General features: G+C 55.8%; 25 protein-coding genes and 1 pseudogene. 4 read left to right on the top strand and 22 right to left on the bottom strand.

The window, feature by feature from the left end; genetic code table 11:
* Positions 1 to 467 precede the first annotated feature (467 nt).
* From G5574_RS01560 to G5574_RS01475, 18 genes are all read right to left on the bottom strand, one after another.
* Positions 468 to 1,769 carry a PQQ-dependent sugar dehydrogenase gene (locus tag G5574_RS01560; RefSeq protein WP_054633811.1) on the bottom strand — a complete coding sequence of 434 codons (1,302 nt, stop codon included), beginning with the start codon at positions 1,767 to 1,769 and terminating at the stop codon, positions 468 to 470.
* A gap of 12 nt (positions 1,770 to 1,781) precedes the next feature.
* Positions 1,782 to 2,189, bottom strand: a complete 408-nt coding sequence (locus tag G5574_RS01555) for a DUF2231 domain-containing protein (protein ID WP_058701939.1) — start codon at positions 2,187 to 2,189, stop codon at positions 1,782 to 1,784.
* Positions 2,190 to 2,340: 151 nt separating this feature from the next.
* A complete protein-coding gene (locus tag G5574_RS01550; protein ID WP_164481908.1) occupies positions 2,341 to 2,772 on the bottom strand; it encodes a thiol-disulfide oxidoreductase DCC family protein in 432 nt (143 codons plus the stop codon).
* A complete protein-coding gene (locus G5574_RS01545; protein ID WP_039340414.1) occupies positions 2,723 to 3,364 on the bottom strand; it encodes a P-loop nucleotide/nucleoside kinase family protein in 642 nt (213 codons plus the stop codon). The genes G5574_RS01550 and G5574_RS01545 overlap by 50 nt, the downstream gene beginning before the upstream one ends.
* Positions 3,361 to 3,798: a PTS sugar transporter subunit IIA gene (locus tag G5574_RS01540; protein WP_033741369.1), complete on the bottom strand. Its 438-nt coding sequence runs from the start codon at positions 3,796 to 3,798 to the stop codon at positions 3,361 to 3,363. Before G5574_RS01540 ends, G5574_RS01545 begins: the two co-directional genes overlap by 4 nt.
* A 9-nt stretch (positions 3,799 to 3,807) precedes the next feature.
* Entirely contained in the window at positions 3,808 to 4,077 is a 270-nt protein-coding gene (locus G5574_RS01535) for a hypothetical protein (protein ID WP_039340416.1), read from the bottom strand.
* A 63-nt stretch (positions 4,078 to 4,140) separates the two neighbouring features.
* Complete coding sequence (locus G5574_RS01530) at positions 4,141 to 4,983, bottom strand: class II fructose-bisphosphate aldolase (RefSeq protein ID WP_058701942.1); 843 nt, start codon at positions 4,981 to 4,983, stop codon at positions 4,141 to 4,143.
* On the bottom strand, positions 4,970 to 6,337 hold the full coding sequence (locus tag G5574_RS01525) for a PTS sugar transporter subunit IIC (protein ID WP_164481907.1): 1,368 nt from the start codon (positions 6,335 to 6,337) through the stop codon (positions 4,970 to 4,972). The genes G5574_RS01530 and G5574_RS01525 overlap by 14 nt, the downstream gene beginning before the upstream one ends.
* Positions 6,330 to 6,644 carry a PTS sugar transporter subunit IIB gene (locus G5574_RS01520; protein ID WP_033741363.1) on the bottom strand — a complete coding sequence of 105 codons (315 nt, stop codon included), beginning with the start codon at positions 6,642 to 6,644 and terminating at the stop codon, positions 6,330 to 6,332. Before G5574_RS01520 ends, G5574_RS01525 begins: the two co-directional genes overlap by 8 nt.
* Positions 6,645 to 6,653: 9 nt before the next feature.
* Positions 6,654 to 7,634, bottom strand: coding sequence for a 6-phosphofructokinase (locus tag G5574_RS01515; protein WP_058709155.1), 981 nt, complete (start codon positions 7,632 to 7,634; stop codon positions 6,654 to 6,656).
* Between the two features lie 526 nt (positions 7,635 to 8,160).
* Positions 8,161 to 8,745, bottom strand: coding sequence for a YceI family protein (locus G5574_RS01510; RefSeq protein WP_039340419.1), 585 nt, complete (start codon positions 8,743 to 8,745; stop codon positions 8,161 to 8,163).
* Positions 8,746 to 8,863: 118 nt separating this feature from the next.
* Positions 8,864 to 11,125 (bottom strand): pyrroloquinoline quinone biosynthesis protein PqqF, encoded by a 2,262-nt coding sequence (pqqF, locus tag G5574_RS01505; RefSeq protein ID WP_164481906.1) that lies wholly within the window; start codon positions 11,123 to 11,125, stop codon positions 8,864 to 8,866.
* Positions 11,125 to 12,267: a pyrroloquinoline quinone biosynthesis protein PqqE gene (gene pqqE / locus G5574_RS01500; RefSeq protein ID WP_174250592.1), complete on the bottom strand. Its 1,143-nt coding sequence runs from the start codon at positions 12,265 to 12,267 to the stop codon at positions 11,125 to 11,127. Before pqqE ends, pqqF begins: the two co-directional genes overlap by 1 nt.
* Positions 12,254 to 12,532 carry a pyrroloquinoline quinone biosynthesis peptide chaperone PqqD gene (pqqD, locus tag G5574_RS01495; RefSeq protein WP_033741351.1) on the bottom strand — a complete coding sequence of 93 codons (279 nt, stop codon included), beginning with the start codon at positions 12,530 to 12,532 and terminating at the stop codon, positions 12,254 to 12,256. The genes pqqE and pqqD overlap by 14 nt, the downstream gene beginning before the upstream one ends.
* A gap of 2 nt (positions 12,533 to 12,534) precedes the next feature.
* Positions 12,535 to 13,290: a pyrroloquinoline-quinone synthase PqqC gene (gene pqqC / locus G5574_RS01490; protein WP_033741349.1), complete on the bottom strand. Its 756-nt coding sequence runs from the start codon at positions 13,288 to 13,290 to the stop codon at positions 12,535 to 12,537.
* Positions 13,284 to 14,210, bottom strand: a complete 927-nt coding sequence (gene pqqB / locus G5574_RS01485; protein ID WP_033741347.1) for a pyrroloquinoline quinone biosynthesis protein PqqB — start codon at positions 14,208 to 14,210, stop codon at positions 13,284 to 13,286. Before pqqB ends, pqqC begins: the two co-directional genes overlap by 7 nt.
* 52 nt (positions 14,211 to 14,262) lie before the next feature.
* A complete protein-coding gene (pqqA, locus tag G5574_RS01480) occupies positions 14,263 to 14,334 on the bottom strand; it encodes a pyrroloquinoline quinone precursor peptide PqqA (protein WP_009090272.1) in 72 nt (23 codons plus the stop codon).
* A 139-nt stretch (positions 14,335 to 14,473) separates the two neighbouring features.
* On the bottom strand, positions 14,474 to 15,496 hold the full coding sequence (locus G5574_RS01475) for a dipeptidase (protein WP_039340425.1): 1,023 nt from the start codon (positions 15,494 to 15,496) through the stop codon (positions 14,474 to 14,476).
* 185 nt (positions 15,497 to 15,681) lie between these two features.
* On the opposite strand from G5574_RS01475, the gene leuA reads away from it, so the two are divergent.
* Complete coding sequence (leuA, locus tag G5574_RS01470) at positions 15,682 to 17,397, top strand: 2-isopropylmalate synthase (RefSeq protein ID WP_164481904.1); 1,716 nt, start codon at positions 15,682 to 15,684, stop codon at positions 17,395 to 17,397.
* Here leuA and G5574_RS01465 read toward each other — a convergent pair.
* Entirely contained in the window at positions 17,318 to 18,100 is a 783-nt protein-coding gene (locus tag G5574_RS01465) for an AraC family transcriptional regulator (RefSeq protein ID WP_110267533.1), read from the bottom strand. The two genes, leuA and G5574_RS01465, sit on opposite strands and share 80 nt — an antisense overlap.
* Positions 18,097 to 18,948, bottom strand: a complete 852-nt coding sequence (locus G5574_RS01460; protein WP_039340431.1) for an NAD(P)-dependent oxidoreductase — start codon at positions 18,946 to 18,948, stop codon at positions 18,097 to 18,099. Before G5574_RS01460 ends, G5574_RS01465 begins: the two co-directional genes overlap by 4 nt.
* 456 nt (positions 18,949 to 19,404) lie before the next feature.
* Between G5574_RS01460 and G5574_RS01455 the strand changes: the two are divergent.
* Both G5574_RS01455 and G5574_RS01450 read left to right on the top strand, forming a co-directional pair.
* Positions 19,405 to 19,731: pseudogene (locus G5574_RS01455) on the top strand (TonB-dependent siderophore receptor); the annotation flags it as partial.
* 112 nt (positions 19,732 to 19,843) lie between these two features.
* The gene (locus G5574_RS01450; protein WP_164481903.1) at positions 19,844 to 20,095 is read left to right on the top strand and encodes a PIN domain-containing protein; all 252 of its coding nucleotides are present in this window, start codon (positions 19,844 to 19,846) and stop codon (positions 20,093 to 20,095) included.
* A 107-nt stretch (positions 20,096 to 20,202) separates the two neighbouring features.
* Here the strand turns inward: G5574_RS01450 and G5574_RS01445 are convergent, their stop codons facing one another.
* Together G5574_RS01445 and G5574_RS01440 are read right to left on the bottom strand one after the other, a co-directional pair.
* Positions 20,203 to 20,760, bottom strand: a complete 558-nt coding sequence (locus G5574_RS01445; RefSeq protein WP_164481902.1) for an isochorismatase family protein — start codon at positions 20,758 to 20,760, stop codon at positions 20,203 to 20,205.
* Between the two features lie 194 nt (positions 20,761 to 20,954).
* Positions 20,955 to 21,500, bottom strand: coding sequence for a helix-turn-helix domain-containing protein (locus G5574_RS01440; protein WP_033741332.1), 546 nt, complete (start codon positions 21,498 to 21,500; stop codon positions 20,955 to 20,957).
* Between the two features lie 92 nt (positions 21,501 to 21,592).
* Between G5574_RS01440 and G5574_RS01435 the strand changes: the two genes are divergently transcribed.
* The gene (locus tag G5574_RS01435; RefSeq protein ID WP_164481901.1) at positions 21,593 to 22,768 is read left to right on the top strand and encodes a benzoate/H(+) symporter BenE family transporter; all 1,176 of its coding nucleotides are present in this window, start codon (positions 21,593 to 21,595) and stop codon (positions 22,766 to 22,768) included.
* Positions 22,769 to 22,879 lie beyond the last annotated feature (111 nt).

Raw genomic sequence — 22,879 nt, 5'->3', positions numbered from 1 at the left:
GGTCAGTTGCAAAAGGGCAACGATGATCTGCAAGATGACCCGGATAATCTCCAGAATCAGCTTAGTCAGTTCCATCACTTTCCTTCTCCTGCTTAGGGAGCGCGCTGTTCAGCAGCCAGGACTCTGACATTACCCGCCGACTGCCTGAGCACAACGTTGTGGAGAGGGCTGAGCGGCACTCATGGTTTAAGCCACAGGCCAGCACCACCTGGGACCTGCCGGGATTTACATAACCGTGCTCCCCTGGAAGCAATCAGTTAACCACGGTGCGATGCCCGACGCTCAACACATGTATAAATATACAGTATTTTGGCCAAACTTGAAGTCTTCGCTGTCACTCTTTACACTCAACCTGTGGAGAGTGCTGAGCACCTCGTTTGTCCTCCGGTTACCCGCCGCAGGACGAACAAAAGAAAAAAGGATTTGGCGTTATGCCAAATCCTTTTTTTATGCCTGCGCAGTCGCAATTACTTCGCTGAACTGACGCGCCAGATCGTATCACCTGCATCATCGGCGATAATTAACCCGCCCTGCTTATCGCTGGCCAGGCCCACCGGTAAGCCGTGCACTTCTTTTTCATCCTCAGTCAAAAAGCCGGACACCACGGTTTGCGGTTGCCCCACCGGTTTCCCGTTTTCGAATTTCACCCAGATGACCTTGTAGCCGTTCAGTGGCTTACGGTTCCAGCTCCCGTGTTCGCTGATAAAGGCACCGCCCCGGTACTGCGGCATATTCTCTGCACCATAAAACAACAGGCCCAGTGGGGCGACATGCGAGCTCAGAGCGTAATCAGGCTTGATGGCTGTTTTGACCAGATCCGGTCGCTGCGGCTGAGCGCGTACATCAACGTGTTGACCAAAATAGCTGTAGGGCCAGCCATAGAAGCCCTTCTCTTTAACAGACGTCAGGTAGTCGGGCACCAGATCCGAGCCAATTTCGTCACGCTCGTTGACAACCGCCCACAGCTGCTTCGTCTGCGGCTCCCAGTCGAGCCCCGTCGGGTTACGCAAGCCGCTGGCATAAATACGGCTGGCACCGCTGGCGGCATCGACCTCCAGCACGGCGGCACGGCGGTATTCCGCACCAATACCGTTTTCGGTGATGTTGCTGTTCGACCCGACGCCGACGTACAGTTTGCTGCCATCAGGACTGGCTAACAGCGCTTTTGTCCAGTGGTGGTTAATGGGCCCGCCGGGTAATTCGGTCACCTCTTCCGGCGCGGTGCGAATCTCGGTTTGTCCTTCGCTGTAGGGAAATTTCACCAGACTGTCTGCATTTGCCACATACAGGGTATTCCCGACCAGTTGCATGCCAAACGGCGCGGTCAGATTTTCGATAAAGCGGTGTTGCTCCCACTTGCCATTCACATTACGCAACAGGGTGATGCGGTTACCGCCTTTGCCCCCTTTACCTGAGGCATTTTTTACCAGACCCGTAATCAGCTCTTTCGGCTTGGTCGTGGGTTTGGGTGTGCCGTTGGATTCCGCGACCAAAATATCGTTGTTCGGCAGCACGTAGACCTGACGCGGATGCTGAAGCTTATCGGCAATCTTCTCTATCTTCAGCCCCTCGGCGACCTTAGGCATTTCGCCGTTCTTCCACGGAACACCTTTGGGCACCTGCATCGGCGGTACCATAAAATTTTTGGCTTCCGGCAGCTCAGGATTCGCACCAATCTGTTTTTCAGGCGCGACCGACGCACCGTTATCACACCCGGCTAACAGGGCCGTCAGCGCCAACGCTATCAGGGAATATTGTGGTATTTTCATTGGGGCTTCTCCTTAAGCGATGCGTTGACGAAGGGCAAGTTGCACATTCGCCAGCAGTAGCAGTATCACCACCAGCGTTGAGAGAATCACCGCCGTGGGCACCACTGCGTACGCATCACGGCTGTGAATAAAGGCGTTGGCGATAGCCAGCAGGATAGCCACCAGCGAGATCCAGAAATGGGTTTTCTCTGGCGCGCTGCTGCCGCGGAACAGATAAATAAGACTAATTACTCGTGGCAGAACAGCGATGACCAGACCTATTGCGATTAACCAACTGGCACTGACAGACCAGAAGATGACAGTCGTCTTCATATAGATGATATCGAACAGCCAGGCCGCTACAAAAAAGCCCACCGGAAGAGGTTCGAGGAGAGCGTAAAGCGTCACGGCGATGGCCGATCGTCCAGAGGTGTTGCGCATGATTTTCTCCATTTTCAATAGTTATACAGCCCAGGCACAACGTATTACCTTCCCATTACGTTGTTAACCTGCCTGTAAAATATTAGTAAACCTGAAGAAAAATGATGGTTTTAATTCACCTTTGCAGGCGATGACGGGTAAAGCGGTGTCGTCAGGCCTGATGCGACAGGAACCGGCCTGGATAATCGGCGCGAATGGGCTGTTGCGTCGCATAGCGGCCAAACAGCCTGTAGCGGTTCAGCGCAATGGCGTCGTAAAAAAGGTTACTGAGGCGTTTCGGCAACCAGCGCAGCACGCTCATGATGCGCCACGGCAGCGGCAACTGCTCAAAAACGCGAAAAATAGCCTGCGCCCGAAGCCAGTGCTGTTCATCCCGAATGTAGACGATCGTGCTGATATTGTCGTCAGGCAGGCCGGCCCATCTCAGTAGTGCTTTGCCCTCCTCACTCTGGACGGAAGCAAAACGGACCTGCCGCGCCAGCCGGTGGCGCAACAGGAAACGCACCCATCCTGTACAAAGTTTGCATACACCATCATAAAGCACGACGCTCTCGCCCGTTTGCAGATAAGGGGGCTGTGGCATGGGGCGGCTCCTCTGTTTCATCCTCAACAGACGCAGTATAGTCCTTCTTTCCCGTATGCTGAGCCAGCCACTGACAAACCGCCGCTTCATCGATGGCCCTGGCATTAACCCGCAGCAGCGGCCCCAGTGCCATGGGTTGTGCTTCTTCCGCCAGACGACGCAGTTCCGGAAGATACTCCGCGCCGGGGTGACCCGGCATGCGTTGCGCCAGGCGAGCCTGGTAACGCGCCACCGCCTCATCGGGTGAGATCTGCATCCAGATCTCCAGCACCTCATCCACGCCCGCTCGCTGCAAACCCTGCTCCAGCACGCTTTTCGACTGAAACCCAAACCAGGCATCAATCAGAAAAACCGTGTTCACCGGTGACTGGCCCACAATATTCCAGATCGCCTGGTAAGCCGCACAGCCGAGCTGTCGGTTACGCTGACGATCGACCGGGGCGAAGCTGGACATGAAGGGCTCCTTAATGCTGTCCAGCGTTAATACCGGTAAGGTGAAACGCCCGGACAGCATCCGGGTCAGCGTACTTTTGCCCGAGGCGGGAATTCCGTTAACCAGTACTACTCGCTTACTTTCCGCCTGTCTGGTCATAAGATCTCCATGACGTCCGCCACGCTACTGGCCTGGCGTAGTTTGACCAGCGTCGCGTCATCGTCAAGCAGCGAGACAATCGCGCGAATGCCCTCTTCAATGTGGGCATTACTGTCACGGGCACCGAACATGATGACGATATCGGCCTTTTCACTGCCCTCAAACGAGATCGGTTCTGCCAGCACAATCAGACTAAAACAGTCGCGAATAACGCCCGTTTCCGGGCGGGCATGAGGAATGGCGATACCTTCTTCAAACACATAATAGGCACCGTGCGTGAGCGTGTTATCAATGACAGCCTGAGGATACGAGGCCCGAATATAGCCGCCCGCCACCAGCGGTTTGGCCGCCATGGCGATCACCTGTTGCCAGTCGCTGGCCGCAACCCCGACCTGAATGGCATTGGCTTCCTGTAATAACTGTTTAATGGTCATTACTGCTCCTTAAACTGATTTTCGCACCAGATTGCGTAATTCATCAATTTTCACAAACAGAGGATCGATGTGATCCCGGTAACGACGGCTTTTTGCATAGAGTGATAATGCCCGGTTATATTCCAGCATTAATTGTTTTTGCGTGTCGGTATCGGCGGTATTACTGGCCAGCTTCGCTTCCAGCTGCCTTATTTTCTCGCTGACGGATTCTGCCAGGCGATCCTGTTCGGCCGCATCCTGCGGTTGATTTTCCACTTTCTTTTTCATGAATCCAAACATAGCGACTCCTGCCCCGAAAAGCGCGCGGGCACTTCAGGTTTATTTACGTCGGGATAAATGGGGTTAGCGGAATAACTGCATTTTTTCCACTAATACATTGGTTACCGCATTATTAGCGGGCACCAGGAAATTACGCACGCTGTCGTTTACTTTGCCTTTTTCGAACGTGGTTTTGCACTGCGCCACCCACTGGACATTCATCTCGGTGCCCACGTTCACTTTGTCGATACCGCTGCTGACAGCCAGGCGCATATCTTCATCACTCACGCCCGTTCCGCCGTGCAGGACCAGCGGCGTCGCGGTGGCGTCGGTGATTGCGGCCAGGCGCTGGTGCTGAATATGGGCTTTCCCGGTATACAGGCCGTGCACGGTGCCGATGGAAATCGCCAGCATGTCGACGCCCGTTTCGTGCACAAAGCGCCTGGCATCCTCTACAGGGGTAAACGCAATTTCATCCATCTCCACGCATTTACCATCTTCCGATCCGCCGATTGCGCCCAGCTCAGCTTCCACGGAGACATTTAGCGGGCGCGCCATATCAATAACCCGTCGGGTATTAGCAATATTTTCCTCAAGCGGTAAATGTGAGCCATCGTACATGACCGAACTGAATCCGGCGTTAATCGCTGTCTGAATCGCCTCTAAATCAGAACAGTGATCCAGATGCAGACAGGTTGGAATATTTTTACTTTTCGCTAAAGATTTAACGGCATCGACCAGTAATTCGTGTCCGAGATATTTTGCCGTACCGGTAGATATCTGAATCATTAACGGGCTGTGGGTTTGTTCTGCCGCCTTAAAAAAGGCGGGCAGCATTTCCAGACAATGTAGATTAAACGATCCCACCGCTTTAAAATCACGTTCTTTGGCAATCTTGAGCAGGTCAGTGAAATTATAAAGTTTCATGCACGTTTTCCTCACGGGATGAAGTGGATTTTCCGTTAACAAACCAGGCGATAGCGGTAACAAAGGCGACGAATACGGCGACGAACAACCAGTTATTCTGGAAAGCATGTCCCAAAACCAGGCCGGTACTGATGACGTCGGAATCGCTGAAGGTCACGCCGGTAAAGCCATAACTTTCCAGCATCGGCACCAGAATGGCCGGCAGGAAGGTAATGAATAAGCCGTGCACGAAGCCCCCGATCATCGCTCCGCGCCGGCCCCCCAACGCATTACCAAACACGCCTGCCGTGCCGCCTGCAAAGAAGTTGGTGAGCAGACCCGGCAGAATCATTGCCAGACCAAACATCGGGAACACCAGCATGCCGACCACGGAGCCGAGCGTGGTCGCCAGGAAACCGACAATGACTGCGTTAGGCGCATAAGGAAACATGACCGGGCAGTCGAGTGCAGGCTTCGCATCCGGCACCAGCCGCATGGCAATGCCACGGAATGCCGGAACCAGTTCATTCAGCAGCAGTCGCACACCGCTGTAGAGGACAAACACGCCCGCGACAAACTGAATGGACTGCATAAAGGCATACATCAGGTAGTTGGTGCCGCTGCTGTACTGCGCAATAAAGGCGGGACCGGCTGCCAGCGCAGGGATCAGGTACATTGGCACCATCACCACCGCCATTGACAGGTAGGTGTCCTGTAAAAATTTGAAGTTGTCCGGTAACTTCAGATCCTCCGTCGAACGTGACCCTTTACCGACCACCTTCGCCACGGCCGCCGTCAGCAGATAGCCGATGGTACAGAAGTGGCCCAGGGCAACATCGTCCGAATCGGTAATACGCCGTACCACCGGCTGGGCCAGCGCGGGCATCACGACAGCCATAATGCCACCAAAAATCCCGCCGGTCAGAATCAGCGGTAAGCCGGTTAAGCCTGCTTTATAGCCGATGACCGCACCAATCGTGGCCATCCATAACAACGCCTGTCCGGTCAGGAAGATGTATTTAAACGGCGTCAGGCGGGCAATGATGATATTGACGATAAAGATCACCAGCAGCGTCATGGCCACTTCGGAGCCCAGTTCACGGTTGGCCAGCCCGGCGATGGCAGCCACATCAGTGATGTAGCCCTGCATGCCAAAGCCGTGGGTGAAGATACTGTTCAGGAAGGTCAGTGCGCCGACAATAATATTGATGCCCGCCATCATAATTAAGAAGCCGAGCAGGGTTTTAAATGTCCCTTCCATCACTTTTCCCGCAGATTTCTTTTGCAGCACCAGCCCAATCAGCGCAATAAAAGCGATAAGAATGGATGCCTGTCCCAGTAAATCTTTAACCAGAAAATTGATTACACTATTCATGATTAGCAACCTTCATATTACGTTCTTTTAAGAAAGCCACGATCTTTTGCTCAATTTCGGCTTTATCGGTAAGTTTATTTAATATAATGACCCGTTTAATCTGTTCTGGTGTGGCGTCAGCATTTAAAACATCCGCAAACGCTTTTTGCGTCAGAATCATGTCGGATTTAAATGCATTAGCTTCTGAAATTGTGGTGTGATCGATATCGGCTTCAATTTCCAGTTTTTTTAAAACGGCTTTCGCACTCATTTCGATGGCGAAACTTGAACCCAGACCACAACCACAAACACATAAAATTTTCAGCATGTTTTCTCCTCACACTATTTGCAGTTGTTTAGCGAGTTTATAATGGTGCCCTTCTGTATCGACCAGGCGTTTTTTCATGCTTATTAAGTCAATCGGAATAGGCTTATTGCTGCCGTTAATAATGACGGCTTTATTGCGCATTCCGGATTGAATACAACGAACCACTTCACTTGCCATAATGGTGCCCTGATAAATTTCCTCACAGGTGGGATCGCCATTACGCAGTCCATAACCGACAATCGTTTTGCGAATGCGCACACCGATCAACGGTTCAAGTTGCTTAATTAAGGTATCGATTGCGCCCTGAAAGCCCGGTGAATATTCACGTGTATAACCCTCAGAGCACAGGATAATGACGCTGTTCTGTTCACTGAGGCGCTGAGTGATGCGCCCGGCCAGCGTCGCCGTCGGAATCTGACACTCGGGGATTAACGCAAAATCCGCATTCGATTTTATTGCCGATTGCAGCGTCAGTTCACCGCAGTAACCGCCGAGCAACTCGACCATAAATACCCGGCCGGTTAATGCGCGCCCCGTATTCCGCAGTTTTGCCACCTCTTTAAGTACCTGCTCACAGGCAGTGGAAAAGCCCACGGTGTAATCACTGCCGAAGACATCGTTATCAATCGTCATACCGATGCCAAAACAGTTCACACCGAATTCGCTCAGCGTATGTAAAAATTGCAATGAGCCATCTCCGCCGGCCATAATTAATACATCAATACGCAATGCCTTAAGCTGTCGGGTAATGGTTTCGTATTCACTGCGAATTAATTTTCGCGTGGTCCTTCCCGACTGCATAACCGGAATCGAGGTAACAGAGAAATCCACTAAATCGCGTTGTGCAATTTCCTGACAGACATTATCGAGAAGTCCCGGAATACCGCCGTTAAATAACACCATTTCCGCCTGCGTCATTCTCGCAATCTGAAAAATAAAATTATTTATGCCGGTAACATCGCCGCCGCTGATTACCATCCCGATTCTCATTCTCCATTCCTCTCTGGCTCAATGCGTCTGCGGGCTATTGTTTCGGGATACAAGCCTTATATTTGCAAGTGAGATCACAAAAACGAGAGTATTTTGCCGGGTGGATAGATTGACAGCGGGGTTAAAACAGGTGTTTATGTGAATTAAATCACAATTAATAAGCGCGCCCGGTCTGTGAGCTTCGGTTGATAAAACAACGGGTTAAATATCATCAGGCGAAGAGAAACCGTTATTTCTGGCGCGTGTCCGGATAACAAAAAAACCGCGATGCAGATTTGTGATTTTCGCCTCACTTTTCACTGTGATGCTGACGGGTTATTTTGGCGGTCAGCACAGATACCGGTTATTTCGGCAGCGAAAAAGGATTCATCTTGTCCGGTTAAGCGTTCACCGGGTTTTCTTACACGCGCGGCACGATGATGAACGTTTGCGCAAAGCGAGCTGTGTTGTACCGGTGACGTTGGGTGAAGCGGGCATAAAAAAACCCGGCAACGGATGTGCCGGGCGGGAAAACATGCTGAAAGCGTTATTTTGCGTACGCTTCAGTGGAGATGGTCAGTTTGACATCGTCGCTGACCGCAGGCACGTATTTATCCAGTTTGAAGTCAGAACGCTTGATGGTGCCGGTCGCATCAAAACCAATCGCCTGCTTTTTCACCATCGGATGCTCACCCTGCTTGTTCAGCGTGGCGTGCAGCGTAACCGGTTTGGTGATGCCTTTCAGCGTCAGATTACCTTCTACGTCAAATTTGTTATCGCCTTTAGCAATGACTTTGGTGCTGCGGAAGGTCGCGCTCGGGTATTTGGCGACGTCAAAATAGTCGGCGCCTTTAAATTCTTTCGTCAGTGCAGGCACATGGCTGTCAATTTTGGTGACAGGCAAGGTCACGTCAACACGCGACTGCTCGGGTTTGCTGCTGTCGAACACCAGTGACCCCGTGGCATCCGGAATATCGGCGGTAGGATGCGAGAAGCCGAAGTGTTCCCAGCTCATAACGACCGACGTATGCTGTGGGTCCAGCTGGTAGTGCATTGTCTCAGCCTGAGAAACCGGGATATACAGCGCGGCAACTGCGATCAGTGGCAGTGTAAAACGTTTAACATCTTTCACTTTTCATTCCTTTTTTTATGGCGTCACATTGAGTCTGGTGCAAAGCGGCAGGAATAAAAAGTGAAGAGATTTGGCGTAAACAATCAAAATCATTCAACAATATCGACGAGTAATTATTCTACTGCTTATCGTCTGTTCGTAAGATGCGCCACGCTGATTTCTGGCTGCATAACTGGTGATGCAGCTGCGTTAACTGCTGAGTGCTGAGGGCAGCAATATCCTGTGACGTCAGTGTGGGCAGTCCGTTAGCCTGACGCAGCGCCTCGACGGTGGGTTCTTCCTGCGCTGCAGCTAACTGTGTTTTCACCCCGTCGAGATCGGCCGCGTCTGTCACGGACGTCATCTGCTGCAGGAAATCGTCGCAATACTGAATCAGCGTTGTGGCAGACAGGGTCGGTGACTGAAGCGCAAAAAGAATACCGTCGATATCCACACAACGCTGGTAACGGCAGCTGACGACATAACCGATGGGGTGTTCAACACGGTAGCGCTGATAAAATCGCGGCGCGTAAAGCAGCGCCAGCGCGCGCAGTGCGGCCAGCTGTTGAGGATCGGCCAGTGGTATGAACAGCAGAATGGCGCTGTCGTCCGAGGGGTGCGGTATCCTGCTTTCGCCGCTCACCCATGCCCGCGCGGGTAATGTAGGAGAATTGACCTTCAGCACGCTGAGCTGGTGCGCAAGTTGTTGATGTCGAGGGGCATTACCGCCCAGAAGGATGGCCCGCCAGCGCTGCGGCTGCACGGACGACGCCAGGCAGTAAGGCAATTGCCGTAGCAGTTCGCGTATTGCAATACCGGGAATGGCAGAGGTGGCCTCTTCCGTTGTCGGCATCAGGCAGGATAACAGTTGCGCCAGCGCCGCGCTGAGCAACGCCTCGTCGGCGGGTAAGTCCAGCGTCAGTTGCCAGACGCCCTGCCTTTCACACCACTCCCCACCGCCGCCAAAGTGACGCAGTACTGCAAACACCGGGCGCAAGGCGCTTTCGCAGGCCTGACCTGCCGCCAGCGTGCTGTACAGTTCGGGACGAAGTATCAGCGTGCCGGAGGTTTCATCCGGGTGAATGTGTGGCAACGTCACCGCGGTGGTGGGCAGCCTGGCGGGCGGGAAAGGATTAGGGCCGGGATAAAAAAACCACTCAACAGGGGGAACACTGACGTCGGGCACCTGCCAGCGCGCCAGGGTGAGCGCATAACCCTGTACGCTGCGTGAGTCGCCAGCCACGTCAGCGGCACAAACCAGGGTGGTTGCTGGCACGCCGGCCAGCGTCTGTAATAAGGGCGAGAGTTCGGGGCAGTCGCCCGTGGCGGCAAACCCTAAAGCCCGCGCCTGAAGCTGCATTAAGGGCGATAATGCAGCCAGCCGCCGCTGCGCAAGGTGCCAGTAGTGTTGCCGCTGCGTCGCTGTGGTATGACTCAAGGCGGCGAAAAATGACTTCAGTAATGCCTCTACCACGGCGGGTTGCTCACTCGTCACTGTCATCATCAGCCACTGCGTTTTTGCGGACTGATACAGCCATTTTAGCTGTAACTGACTGGCGAGCCCGCGCGAGTACAAGGCGGCCAGCAAGCCGCCGGGGGCTTCATCCAGCAAAAACTCGCGCAACAGCGTGACACTGTCACTTAGCGCCGTTGGTAACAGCCAGCTCAGCGTCACTTCGGACGGGCCGTCCTGCTGCAACATCAGCCTCCTGTCGGCCGATAATTCAACGTCTGGTGCCGGAAGACTGCCCTCATCGCGAAGGGCAAAAGGAGCAGCAAAAATCTCAGCCAGCGTTGCCAGTTCGTCCAGCGGCTGCGGCCCCTGAAGCCACAGCGTCATCGTGCCGGCGTGATAAAAACGCTGATGAAACGCCCGCAGCGCGGCCTGCAACTCAGTGACGTTGTCACCAAAAACCGCCCTGTTGCCGGTCTGAAAGCGCTGGAAACTGGCCGGTGCGATGACCGTTGAGAATATAGCCGCCTCTGCTCTGGCCGCAGCGTGATGCTGCAGCAGCCGATGCTCGGCATCAATCACAGCAATTTCCTGAGTAATGGCCTCTGGCGTTAACCGCGGTGCGCTCAGCATATCCTGCAGGCGCAGCAGGCCATCAGTCAGACTGTCCGGGGCGACTTCAAAAAAAAAGGCGCTCTGGCGCGCCAGGGTGGTGGCATTCACCTGCCCGCCCTGCGCCTGCACCCAGCTCATCAGCCGCCCTTCGTCGGGCCAGCGCTGGCCACCGCTGAACAGCATATGCTCAAGCAGATGCGCCAGGCCGGGCCAGTTATCAGGTTCATCGTGACTGCCCGCCGCCACCTTCACCAGCGCCGCCGCCTGCGTTGCGTCCGGCTGGTGGACGAGCGTCACGCGGAGTCCGTTCAGGGTCAGGCTGCGTGTGTGCATTACAGATTCCGCGTTTTATAGATCAACTGAGAATTGGTGCGGTTGCGGAACTGTAGCTGACCGATTTTGATATCATTGCAGTCTGCCTGACGGCGCGCCTCAAGGATTGTGCCGTGATGCGGTGACTTACTGCAGACCGGATCGGTATTATCGGCATCGCCGGTCAGCATAAAGGCCTGGCAGCGGCAGCCACCAAAGTCTTTCTCTTTTTCATCACAGGAGCGGCAGGGTTCCGGCATCCAGTCGAACCCCCGGTAGCGGTTAAAACCAAACGAGTGATACCAGATGTCTTCCAGCGACTGCTCCAGGACCGAGGGAAAGGCCACCGGCAACTGTCGCGCGCTGTGGCACGGCAGCGCCGTGCCTTCTGGCGTGACGCTCAGGAAAATCGCGCCCCAACCGCCCATGCACGGCTTTGGTCGTTCTTCATAGTAATCTGGCGTAACGAACAACAGATTGGTGAGGCTGCCCCGCTCGTTCATCTGCGTGCGGTAGCGGTTAACGACCGCCTCCGCCCGGGCAATCTGCTCGCGCGTCGGCAATAACCCTTCGCGGTTCAGCTGTGCCCAACCGTAAAACTGGCAGGTCGCCAGTTCAACATCATCCGCCTCCAGCTCAATGCACAGATCGATAATCTTATCGATCTGGTCGATGTTATGGCGATGCAGTACGAAATTCAGCACCATCGGATAGCCGTGAGCTTTCACTGCGCGCGCCATCTCCAGCTTCTGCTGAAAGGCTTTTTTCGAGCCGGCCAGCGCCGCGTTGAGGGTTTCATCACTGGCCTGAAAACTGATCTGAATATGATCCAGACCGGCCTCGCTGAATGCGTCGAGTTTTTTCTCCGTCAGACCAATGCCGGAGGTGATCAGGTTGGTATAAAACCCTAGATCACGCGCCGCTTTGATGAGTTCGGGCAGATCCTTACGCGTCAGCGGTTCACCGCCCGAAAAGCCCAGCTGCACGCTGCCCATGGCACGGGCCTGGCGAAAGACCTCGATCCACTGTGCGGTGGTAAGCTCGCGCGCCTGCTGGGCAAAATCCAGGGGGTTCGAACAGTACGGACACTGCAGCGGACAGCGATAGGTTAACTCTGCCAGCAGCCAGAGCGGTGGGTTGACGCCGGGTTTAAGCTGGGTCACGGAACTGTATCCACTTCTGTTCATAAGCTGACTGCAGGAATTCTTTCACATCTTCGCCCACGCCGCCCGCGTCCGGGAACTGAGCATCCAGCGTGGCAATAATGGAAGCGATATCCTGTTTGCCGTCCACCAGCGCCAGAATGGCCGCAGCGGTTTCATTTAACTTCGCCATGCCTTCGGGATAAAGCACCACATGGCTGTCCTGTGCCGCTTCCCATTGCATACGGTAGCCACGGCGAAAGGCGACAATTGTGTGTTCGTTCATCATTATACCAGTCGGGTTGTGTGCCAGACGGCCTTATCGGTCACGCTGTGATAAGGCGGGCGGTGAAGTTCGTAAGCCATGGTCATGGCATCCAGCAGCGTCCAGAGAATGTCCAGCTTGAACTGCAGAATCTCCAGCATCCTGTTCTGTTTTTCCGCTGTATTACAGAACTCAAGCGCCAGGGCAAGACCGTGTTCCACGTCGCGGTTAGCCTGACTCAGACGGCTGCGGAAGTAAAAATAGCCTTCTTCTTTAATCCACGGATAGTGCTGAGGCCAGCTGTCGAGCCGTGACTGATGAATCTGTGGCGCAAACAACTCCGTCAGCGAACTGCAGGCCGCCTCCTGCCAGTTAGCGCGGCGGGCAAAGTTGACATAGGCATCTACCGCAAAACGCACGCCCGGCAGGACATGCTGTTCAGAAAGCAATGCCTCACGCGTCAGCCCGACCGCCTCGCCCAGCCGCAGCCAGGCCTCAATGCCGCCATCAGCGCCCTGACTGCCATCGTGATCCAGAATACGTTGTACCCATTTACGCCGGGTGGCCGGGTCCGGGCAGTTGGCCATGATGGCCGCATCCTTCAACGGGATACTGGTTTGATAATAGAAGCGGTTCGCCACCCAGCCCTGAATCTGCTCGCGTGTGGCCTGGCCATTGTGCATCGCGATGTGATAAGGGTGATGGATATGGTAGTACGCGCCTTTATCACGCAGCGCCTGTTCGAAGGCCTGAGGCGACAGGGTTTCCGTAATCAGCATCTTTCGTCCTGCAACTGTATCGCCATTCCGTCCTGACTCACCTCAATGCCCTGTTCAGTCAGGTACTGACGCTGAGGCGACTGTTCGTCAAGGATGGGATTGGTGTTGTTAATATGAATAAGGATTTTGCGTTTTGCGGGCAGACGGGCGAGTAACGCCATCAGCCCCTGCTCTTCGGCCAGCGCCAGATGGCCCATGGCCTTGCCGGTATTTTTGCCCACGCCCGCGGAGAGTAATTCATCGTCCTGCCAGACCGTGCCGTCAATCAGCAGGCAGTCCGCCTGTTCGAGCCACGGCAGAATCACCGCATCCGGCTCGCCCAGTCCGGGCGCATACAGCAGTTTCTGGCCGTTTGCGCGGTTTTCAATAAACAGCGCCACGTTATGGCCCGGTAACGGCCGATCGCGATAAGGCGAGTACGGTGGTGCGTTACTGAGGATTGGAATCGCAGTGAACTGGAGATCCGGACAGACGTCCACGCTAAACGGCGCTAACGGGCGAATGGGCCGATGCTGTAAGCCGCCGTTCCAGTGTTTCAGCATGGTGAACACCGGGAAGCCCGTGGTGAGATCGTCATAGACTTCCGGCGTGCACCATACCTGATGCGGACAACCTTCACGCAGACTGAGCAGACCGGTAGTATGGTCTATCTGGCTGTCAGTCAGGATAATGCCGCCGATCGCCGTACCGCGCAGCACACCTTTTTTGATGAGTTCTGGCGTGTGCAAAATCTGCTGACTGATATCGGGGGAGGCATTGCACAGCACCCAGTCCTCACCATTATCGCTGACAATAATAGAGGACTGCGTACGCGGCGTCGCCTGAACGGTGCCGTTACGGACACCCTGACAGTTGGGACAGTTGCAGTTCCATTGCGGGAATCCGCCGCCTGCCGCCGAACCAAGGACTTTAATAAACATGAAAGGGACCAGGTGTTGAAACAAAATGCCCGCACAAGCGGCGGGCAAAGGATTAACGGTTGGAAATGTACAGTGTTACTTCCAGACCGAGGCGCAGATCAACAAATGTTGGTTTTTTCCACATAATTTTCTTCCTTATAAATAAACAGACAAAGAACGTACTGCAAGACAGCATCGTAACAGGGATTAAAATGCGAACCTTGTCACGCTATTTTCTCGCAGACCCTGGGGTGAAATCAACGAAAAGCCCGTAAGAAAACGTGTTAACGGATGCCGGTAAGATGTAAAACCCGCAGCCAGTTTCCCCACGTCAATTTCTCCAGCACGCTTTCATCATAGCCTTTGTCGCGAAAAACAGCGAGCAACCGGGGCAACCCACTGACATCGCCGAGCGCATCGGGCACCGAAATGCCGTCAAAGTCTGACCCGAAGGCCACATGATCGCTGCCCATTATGTTAATAAGGTGATCGCAATGTTTGACGATTTCTGTCAAATCGGTGTCGCTGTCACGTTTTCCGTCAGCACGCAGAAAAGCGTTGCCAAAGTTAATCCCGACCACACCGCCGCTGTCGCGAATCGCCCGAAGCTGATCATCCGTCAGGTTACGGGGTTGCGGACAGAGAGCATGCGCATTGGAATGACTGGCGACCAGTGGGGAAAGGCCGAGCCGCGCGGTATCCCAGAATGCCTTCTCGTTCATATGGGACACATCAATCATCATATTCAGCGCGGCCGCCTGCCTGATAAGCGCTTCCCCTTCTGCCGTCAGGCCGGGACCGGTGTCGGGTGATCCCGGAAAGCTGCCGCTAACCCCTTCGCCGAAGCGGTTTTTCAGATTCCAGAAAGGCCCAATCGAGCGCACCCCGGCATGATAAAACGCCGTCAACGCCTCGCCGTCGGGATCCAGCGCATCCGCGCCTTCGATATGGGCGACTAACGCCAAAACGCCCTCTGCGCGACAGGCGTCGATTTCTGCCGCGCTGCGACACAGTTTTACCCGCCCCTCCGCGTGCGCCACGATACGCTGCAGCAGGTCAAGCTGCTGCCACATTATCGTCAGGGGATCATAAGGTTCTTCTGCAGCACGCGTGGACGCGACCTGCGCCAGGTAATCCTTCGGCAGAACAAAAATCGCGCACAGCCCACCTGCGAATCCGCCCTGCTGGATGCGAGGGTAATCCAGATGGCCCTCAGGCACGCCGGCAAAGAACGCCTCAGCAGGCGCATCACGATGGTGCAGCCACAAATTCAGTAACAGATCGTTGTGCCCGTCGAAAACCTGCATAGAAAACCCCCTCAAGAACATCGGGTTATGCTAACGCTGTCGCCCCGCTTCGGCAAATGGCAGCGCACGCCGTGCCACAGCCCATGAATCACGGTTGTCACTTTTGCGTATCAGGTTGTCAGTTTTGCGCGCGCCGCATGGCTGCGCTTTCGCCACACTGAGCTGACACCGAAAAGGAGAACGCAATGTTAACGAATCCCGCCGAGAAATACCGCCCTTTCCCCCTGGTTGACCTGCCTGACCGTCAGTGGCCTTCGCGGTCAATCAGCCGTGCGCCGCGCTGGCTGTCTACCGACCTGCGGGATGGCAATCAGGCGCTGGCTGAACCGATGAGTCGCGCGCAAAAGCTGCAGTTCTGGCAATTATTGCTGGACTGCGGGGCCAAAGAAATCGAAGTCGCCTTCCCGTCAGCCTCACAAACCGACTTTGACTTCGTACGGGATTTGATTGAACAGCAGCGCATTCCTGAAGACGTGACGGTGCAGGTTTTAGCCCCCGCGCGCCACGATCTGATTGAGACGACCTTCTGCGCCCTGAAAGGCGCACCGCGCGCCATTATCCATTTGTACAATGCCACCGCACCGCTGTTCCGGGAACGTGTATTTAACCAGAGTAAAGCGCAGATTGTGGCGCTGGCTACCGACAGCGCGCGGCAAATCCGGGCCGCCTGCGAGGCCGCACCCGAGACACTGTGGACCTTTGAATACTCGCCGGAAACCTTCTGCTTTACCGAGCCAGCGTTTGCCCTCGACATTTGTGAAGCGGTGGCCGCCGTCTGGGAACCCGGGCCTGAGCGCCCCATGATCATCAACTTACCCGCCACGGTTGAAGTTAACACGCCCAATGTGTATGCCGATCAGATTGAATTTTTCTGCCGTCACTTTAGTCGTCGACAGGCAGTGTGCATTAGCGTTCATCCGCATAACGATCGCGGCACGGGCGTTGCCTGCGCGGAACTGGCGCTGTTAGCCGGTGCGGACCGCATTGAAGGCTGCCTGTTGGGTAACGGAGAGCGCACGGGGAATGTGGATCTGGTGACGCTGGCGTTAAACCTTTATACCCAGGGCGTTGCTCCCGGACTGGATTTCAGTGACATGGCCCGTGTGATTGAGGTCGTCACCGCCTGCAATAAACTGCCCGTCCATCCGCGTCATCCCTATGCCGGCGAACTGGTGTTCACCGCGTTTTCCGGTTCGCATCAGGATGCAATCAAAAAGGGGTTTACCTGGCGCGCACAGCAGCAGGAAACCGTGTGGCAGATGCCCTATTTGCCCCTCGACCCGGCGGATATCGGCAGCAGTTATGAAGCGGTGATTCGGGTTAACAGCCAGTCGGGGAAAAGTGGTGCGGCCTGGCTGCTGGAGCAGAACCACGGTCTGCAACTGCCGCGCGCCCTTCAGCAGGATTTCAGTCGGTGTGTACAACAGGAAACCGATGCCCACGGAAAAGAAATGACGCAGCACGCGGTCTGGCAACTGTTCTGTCGTCACTACCAGATTGATCGGCCCACGCTGCGTCTGATGGATGCCCAGAGTGAAAGCGAACAAGGCGAGCAAACGCGCCTGCGCGCCCACGTCCGCCATCACGACCACCTTCTCCCGTTGACAGGCTGCGGTAACGGGCTGTTGTCCGCCGCCGTCAACGCGCTGCGTCACGCCTGCGATCTGACGTTAACGATCGAACATTACCACGAACACACGCTGGGAAAACGCAGCGACAGCCGATCGGTTGCCTATGTCAGTTGTATCAATCTTCAGGGAGAGCGCGCATGGGGCGTCAGCATCGACAGCGATACGTCACGTGCCGCCCTGCAGGCCCTCCTCAACGCGGCAGGTCACTTTCTGCCGCCGGAAAGTAGTCCGTCGGTGCCACACCGAGCACACGACGAAACATCGCACTAAACGCACCGGGGCTCTCATAGCCCAGATCGAGGGCGACCTGTAGAACCGGGTCGCCCTGTGCCAGCCGGGTCAGGGCGATGGCCACGCGCGCACGGCGTACCCACTCGCTGAAATAAAGCCCGGTTTCACGTTCGAAGTGACGGGCCAGCGTCCGGCCAGACACATTAAGCCATTCGCTGGCGCGGGCCAGCGTCCAGTCACCGGCGGGCTCCGCCTGAATCTGCATGCACAATGCCTGTAAACGCGGGCTGTCGGGCACGGGCAAGGCAAAGGGCAGCACATCCATGCCGCGAATTTCATCCAGGATCAGCTCGTAAATCCGTTCCGCCCGGCTGGCGGGCGCATAGGAAACCGGTAAATCCATGGCGCTGACGATCAGCGCCCGCAGCAGGGCCGAAATTTGTACGACCTGGCAACTGGCAGGCAGATCGGCCCTGGCCAGCGGGTCCACAAACAGCACCCGGGCCGCGACCGCGCCGGTAATCTGTAAGCTATGGCGCGTCATGGCTGGCAGCCAGACGCCGCGGCTGGGCGGTACCACCCAACTGCCCTGTTCGGTTTCAACCCGCACCACGCCGCTTAAGGTATGAATCAACTGCGCACAACGATGAAAATGCCAGGGCTCCGTTGCCCCATGCGGATAATCGTGCGCCAGCGGCACCAGCGGACGCGTGCTGAAATCGAAACTGATCGTTGCACTCATTGCGACTTAAGGTACTTATAGATCACCGCTAAATCCTCTTCGCCGTGCCCGGCCTCCACGGCCTGCTGCCAGACGCGGGCGATATTTTCCAGCGCGGGCAGTGTGCTGTCCGACGCCTCAAGCGCCAGCCGGGCATCTTTAAGCGCCCACTGCAGATGCATCTGCGGCGTGTAATCTTCGCTTTCCATCATGGCGAGCTTCATTTTGGCATACGGCGCGGCCAGCGGACCGCCGTCCAGCACCTGCCACAGATCGTGGGTTGAAAAACCAAACTGTTCAGCGAGTCGGTTGCTCTCCGCCAGACTTTGCATCAGGCCGATTAACCAGCTGTTGATCACCAGTTTCATACGCGAACTTTTGCCCGCCTCGCCCAGCCACTGCGTGCCTTTACCTATCGCGGCAAACACCGCTTCAGCAGCCTGGGCACGCGAGCGGTCGCCGCTGGCCAGCACCAGAATCTGGGCGTTTTCCGCAGGCGCTTTGGTGCCGGAAACCGGTGCATCGATAAACACCACATCCGGGCGCGTTTGAGCAAAGAAGGCGATCAGCGCATCGGTATTTTCAACGCCAATGGTCCCCATCTGACACAGCGTGGCGCCCTGCTTCAGAGCCGCGTTCACCTCATGCAGCACCTGCGCTGTCGTTTCGCCATCGGATAACATCGCAATCACGACATCAGCCTCGCTTACCGCTTCAGATGCCGAATCCGCAAGGTTCAGCCCGGCGTCAACCAGGTCTTCGCCCCGTGCGCGCGTGCGGTTCCAGCCGTGAACCTCAAACCCTTTTTTCAGTAAATTCGCTGCAAAGGCGTGCCCCATGGCACCCAATCCTAAAACCGCTACGTTCATGCTGATTTCCTTGTAGTGAATAGTCAGGCCCGTGTTGCTCATACGGGTTGGCGTAAGATAAAAGGTAGCATCGGTTACCTCGTCCTTCCGTTAACGTCCGCTGTGGCTTCCCAAACCAGTTACTGACAACGCCGCCTGTCGTTCGGCCCGCAACCGGGCCAAACGCGGGAGAGATCTACCCAGGATGCCCGTCTCACGGTTACATCCATCGGCTGAACATTTACGTTTTTCCAGACAACAGACAAAACCATTAACATAAGGGCGATTGTGCCCGTGGGTTCGTTTATCTCCCTATACTGCGACCTGCCGCCAGTCGTCATGGCGTTCGACCCGCATCGGGCTGGCGACATCCCCTGGATAGCCGCTTTCAGGCCAAATACAGAGGGATATTAAGCGATTACGCCGGTAAAGCCTGCCGTTTTTTGTGCTGCCTGCCATCTTTTCTCTGCCGCTGACTGCGACGGCAAGCGGATGCCCGGTATCGTGCGCAACCGGGTCGATACCGGCTTAGAATCAGCCCCTGAACAGGGCTTTTATGCGGTCGCGGAATGGCGTTATATGAGCAATATTGCCGCAGATGACAGCAACACAGTGCGTGCACCTTCGTATGCCGTAACGGTGGTAAACAGCGGCTAAAAATGGCTGGTTGATGCATAAACACAGGATCTGGTTGGCCGGGTCGATAATCTGGTTGACTATATGGGCTCAGTCATCGTCAACGAAAGCAATGGCCGTTATTACGAATCTGCTCCGGGACGCAACTACAGCGTTGGCCTGACAGTTCCAGTAAACGCAGGCGGCTGCGCAGGTGCTTCGTGGCCGCTGACTCGCTCTTTCCCTTATTTTTCAGGCATGACGTTGTTACATGCCGGGATAATTTTGCGGGACGCCGCGAATGGATCCCTGCGTTCTCGTGTGGGCCGAGGGTGCTGAGGCTGACAGGACCTTTATTTCGGCCCTGACATGGCTGGAAACCAGACGCGGTGTCGCGCGCCTGGCAATGCGGGACAGTGAACAGGCGCAGCGCTTACGCCACGCGTACCAGACCCAGGTGCTGGCGGTGTATCATGAGCGGACGCTGGCAGGATTGCACGCAACTGCGCACGGCTGTATGTGCCCGTTCGACGTGCTGACACCCATGCGTTGATTGCAGCGACGGCGATGCAGCCTGATCTGATTCTGGTGACACATCAGCCGAAAGACGTCCAGGGAATGAGCATGATGCTGCTCATCCCCTGGCAAGTCGCTTAACCCTTACAGGGCGTTAAGTTTTGCACGCACATCGTCACAACTGCCGGTTTCCCCCAGGCGAGGAAAAATGCGTTCAATGCTGTTTTCGTGCGTATCGCTATTTAAATCCGTCATCGCATCGACCGCTAACGTGACGTTGTAACCTAATTCGTAAGCCTGACGTGCCGTCGACTCTACGCCGATACTGGTGGCAATACCGCAGATCACCACCTGCGTAATACCGCGTTTTTGTAGCTGATCATGAAGCGTGGTTTGATTAAACGCGCCCCAGGTGTGCTTAGTGACGGTGATATCGTTGTGTTGCGGTGTCATCGCCGGTACCAGTGTGGCCCAGTTTGCCGGTAATTCGCCCTGATGCCGGGGGGATTCGGTTCGGCCCGGTGCGCCGCCCGCGACATTCACAATCACGACAGGCAGGTCTTTTTCACGAAAGGCGGCCGCCAGGGCTGCGCAGCGTTCAATAACCGGCTGTGGCTCATGCACAACCGGCAGCGCAACAATCCCCTCTTGCAGATCGATAACAATCAGAGCGGTTTTCGCATCAAGTGTGGTTAAAGCCATGGTGAGTCCTCTGGAAACAGTATAAGAAGTATGGCGCAGGCTGATGCCGCTACGCACCGCCGGTTCGCCGCCAGTGCCCGAACAGGCGCGCCATACAGGGGGAGGCAATTATAGCGTGCCGGGCAGCGCTGAACAGGCGCGGGTCGTTTCAATTTGTAAGTCAGGCTGATTAATGGGCAAACCCGATCCGGTGCTCAGCGTCGCTCGACATAGTGAATCAGGCTGTGAAAGCGCAGGCGCGTATCCAGCGGATTGCGATAACTGTGGGCCACGTCCGCGCGGAACTGAAAGGCCTCGTCCCGCTTCAGCCGCCGCCAGGTATCAGCAATGCCCAGCAACAGCTCGCCTTCCAGCACCACCACCTGCTCGATCACGCCTTTTTCATGCGCGGCAGAATCACTCTGCGCGCCTGGTGCCAGCTCAACGGCAAGCAAATCAAAGCGTAGCCGATCGTCATAAGGTAACAACGGCGTCACCGCCATCTGCGCATTGTGCTGGCGATAACGGGCCACTTCCCCTTCGGCGATGGGCAACTGATGAACAAAAAACGAGAACGGGACATTAAAGCCGGTGGCGATTTTCCACAGGGTGGCAATCGTCGGGCTGGACTCGCCGCGTTCAATTTGCCCCAGCATCGCCTTACTGACGCCTGTTTTCTCGGCGGTTAACGTAAGGCTCCAGCCATTGGCTTGCCTCAGTTGTTTCAGCGCCTCGCCAAGATAGTGATGCAAATTTTCCATATTGTCTCCTGCATAAGCGCATCAGTGTAGCACTTGTGCGTTATAGCGCACTATGCGACGATGTGCGCTATAACGCACAAGAGGAAGAGACTATGTCACTGCGCCATCCGCCGTTTCCCGTTACCCTGCCTATGGTGGTGTCAGGCTTTGTCGCCGTGCTGGTCGGCTACAGCAGCACAGGTGCGATTGTTTATCAGGCCGCCCAGGCGGCTGGTGCGCCGCCTGCGCTGATCGCAGGCTGGTTCTCCGTCATTGGCATCGCAATGGGAATCGCCTCAACGGGGCTTTCCCTGGCTTACCGCATGCCGGTGCTGGCCGCCTGGTCCACGCCGGGGGCGGCCTTGCTGGCCACCAGCCTGCCGGGCACGTCTCTCAATGAGGCCGTGGGCGTATTTGTTTTTGCCAATGTCCTGATTGTGTTATGCGGGGTCACGGGCCTGTTTGCCCGCCTGATGAATCACATCCCGGCGTCGCTGGCGGCTGCCATGCTGGCGGGCATTTTACTGCGCTTTGGCTTGCAGACGTTTAGCGACTTCGCCGTGAACTTTCCCCTCGCCGCCACGATGTGTATGAGCTGGTTACTGGCGCGCCGCTGGTTTGCCCGTTATGCCATTCTGATCACGCTTCTGGTCGGTGTTACCCTGGCGGTAACCCAGAACAGTCTTCATTTTCCGGCGCAGGCTGCCCGTTTCAGCCTTCCTGCGCCTGTCTGGCCGTCGTTTTCACTGCACACGCTTATCGGTATTGGTCTACCCTATTTTTTAGTCACCATGGCGTCACAAAATGCGCCCGGCGTCGCCACCCTACAGGCACACGGCTATCGTCCGTCGGTGTCCGGGCTCATGAGCTGGACCGGATTACTGGCGTTGGTTCTGTCGCCGTTCGGCGGATTTTCGGTGTGTGTGGCGGCCATTACGGCAGCGATTTGTATGGGCGAAGAGGTCGATCCCGATCCCCGTCGTCGCTGGATTGCCGCGGCAGTGGCCGGCGGATGTTATCTGTTGGCTGGCGTGTCCGGTGCGCTGATTGCGGTGCTGTTCAGCGCACTGCCGGCTGTAATGGTGCACGTAGTGGCGGGCCTGGCGCTGGTGACGACCCTGGGCGGCAGTCTGCAACGGGCACTGGCAGAGCCTGCTGACCGCGACAGCGCGCTGTTGGCTTTTTTAATCACGGCGTCGGGCGTGACGCTTTTAGGGATCGGGTCGGCGTTTTGGGGATTAGTGGGTGGCGTTATCGCGCATCTGTTATTAAAACGTAAAACAGCGTAACATCATCTGGGCATTGGTTATTTTCCCGGCAGCGGGCGAAAAAACCACGCATTTGACCTCTTTTTCTGCGGTTTGATTTGCCATTGCCCCACGTAAAATCACCGTAATTGA

It is taken from the genome of Pantoea stewartii (assembly GCF_011044475.1).
GTDB lineage: Bacteria > Pseudomonadota > Gammaproteobacteria > Enterobacterales > Enterobacteriaceae > Pantoea > Pantoea stewartii.
This window is presented reverse-complemented; position numbering and strand designations above follow the sequence as displayed.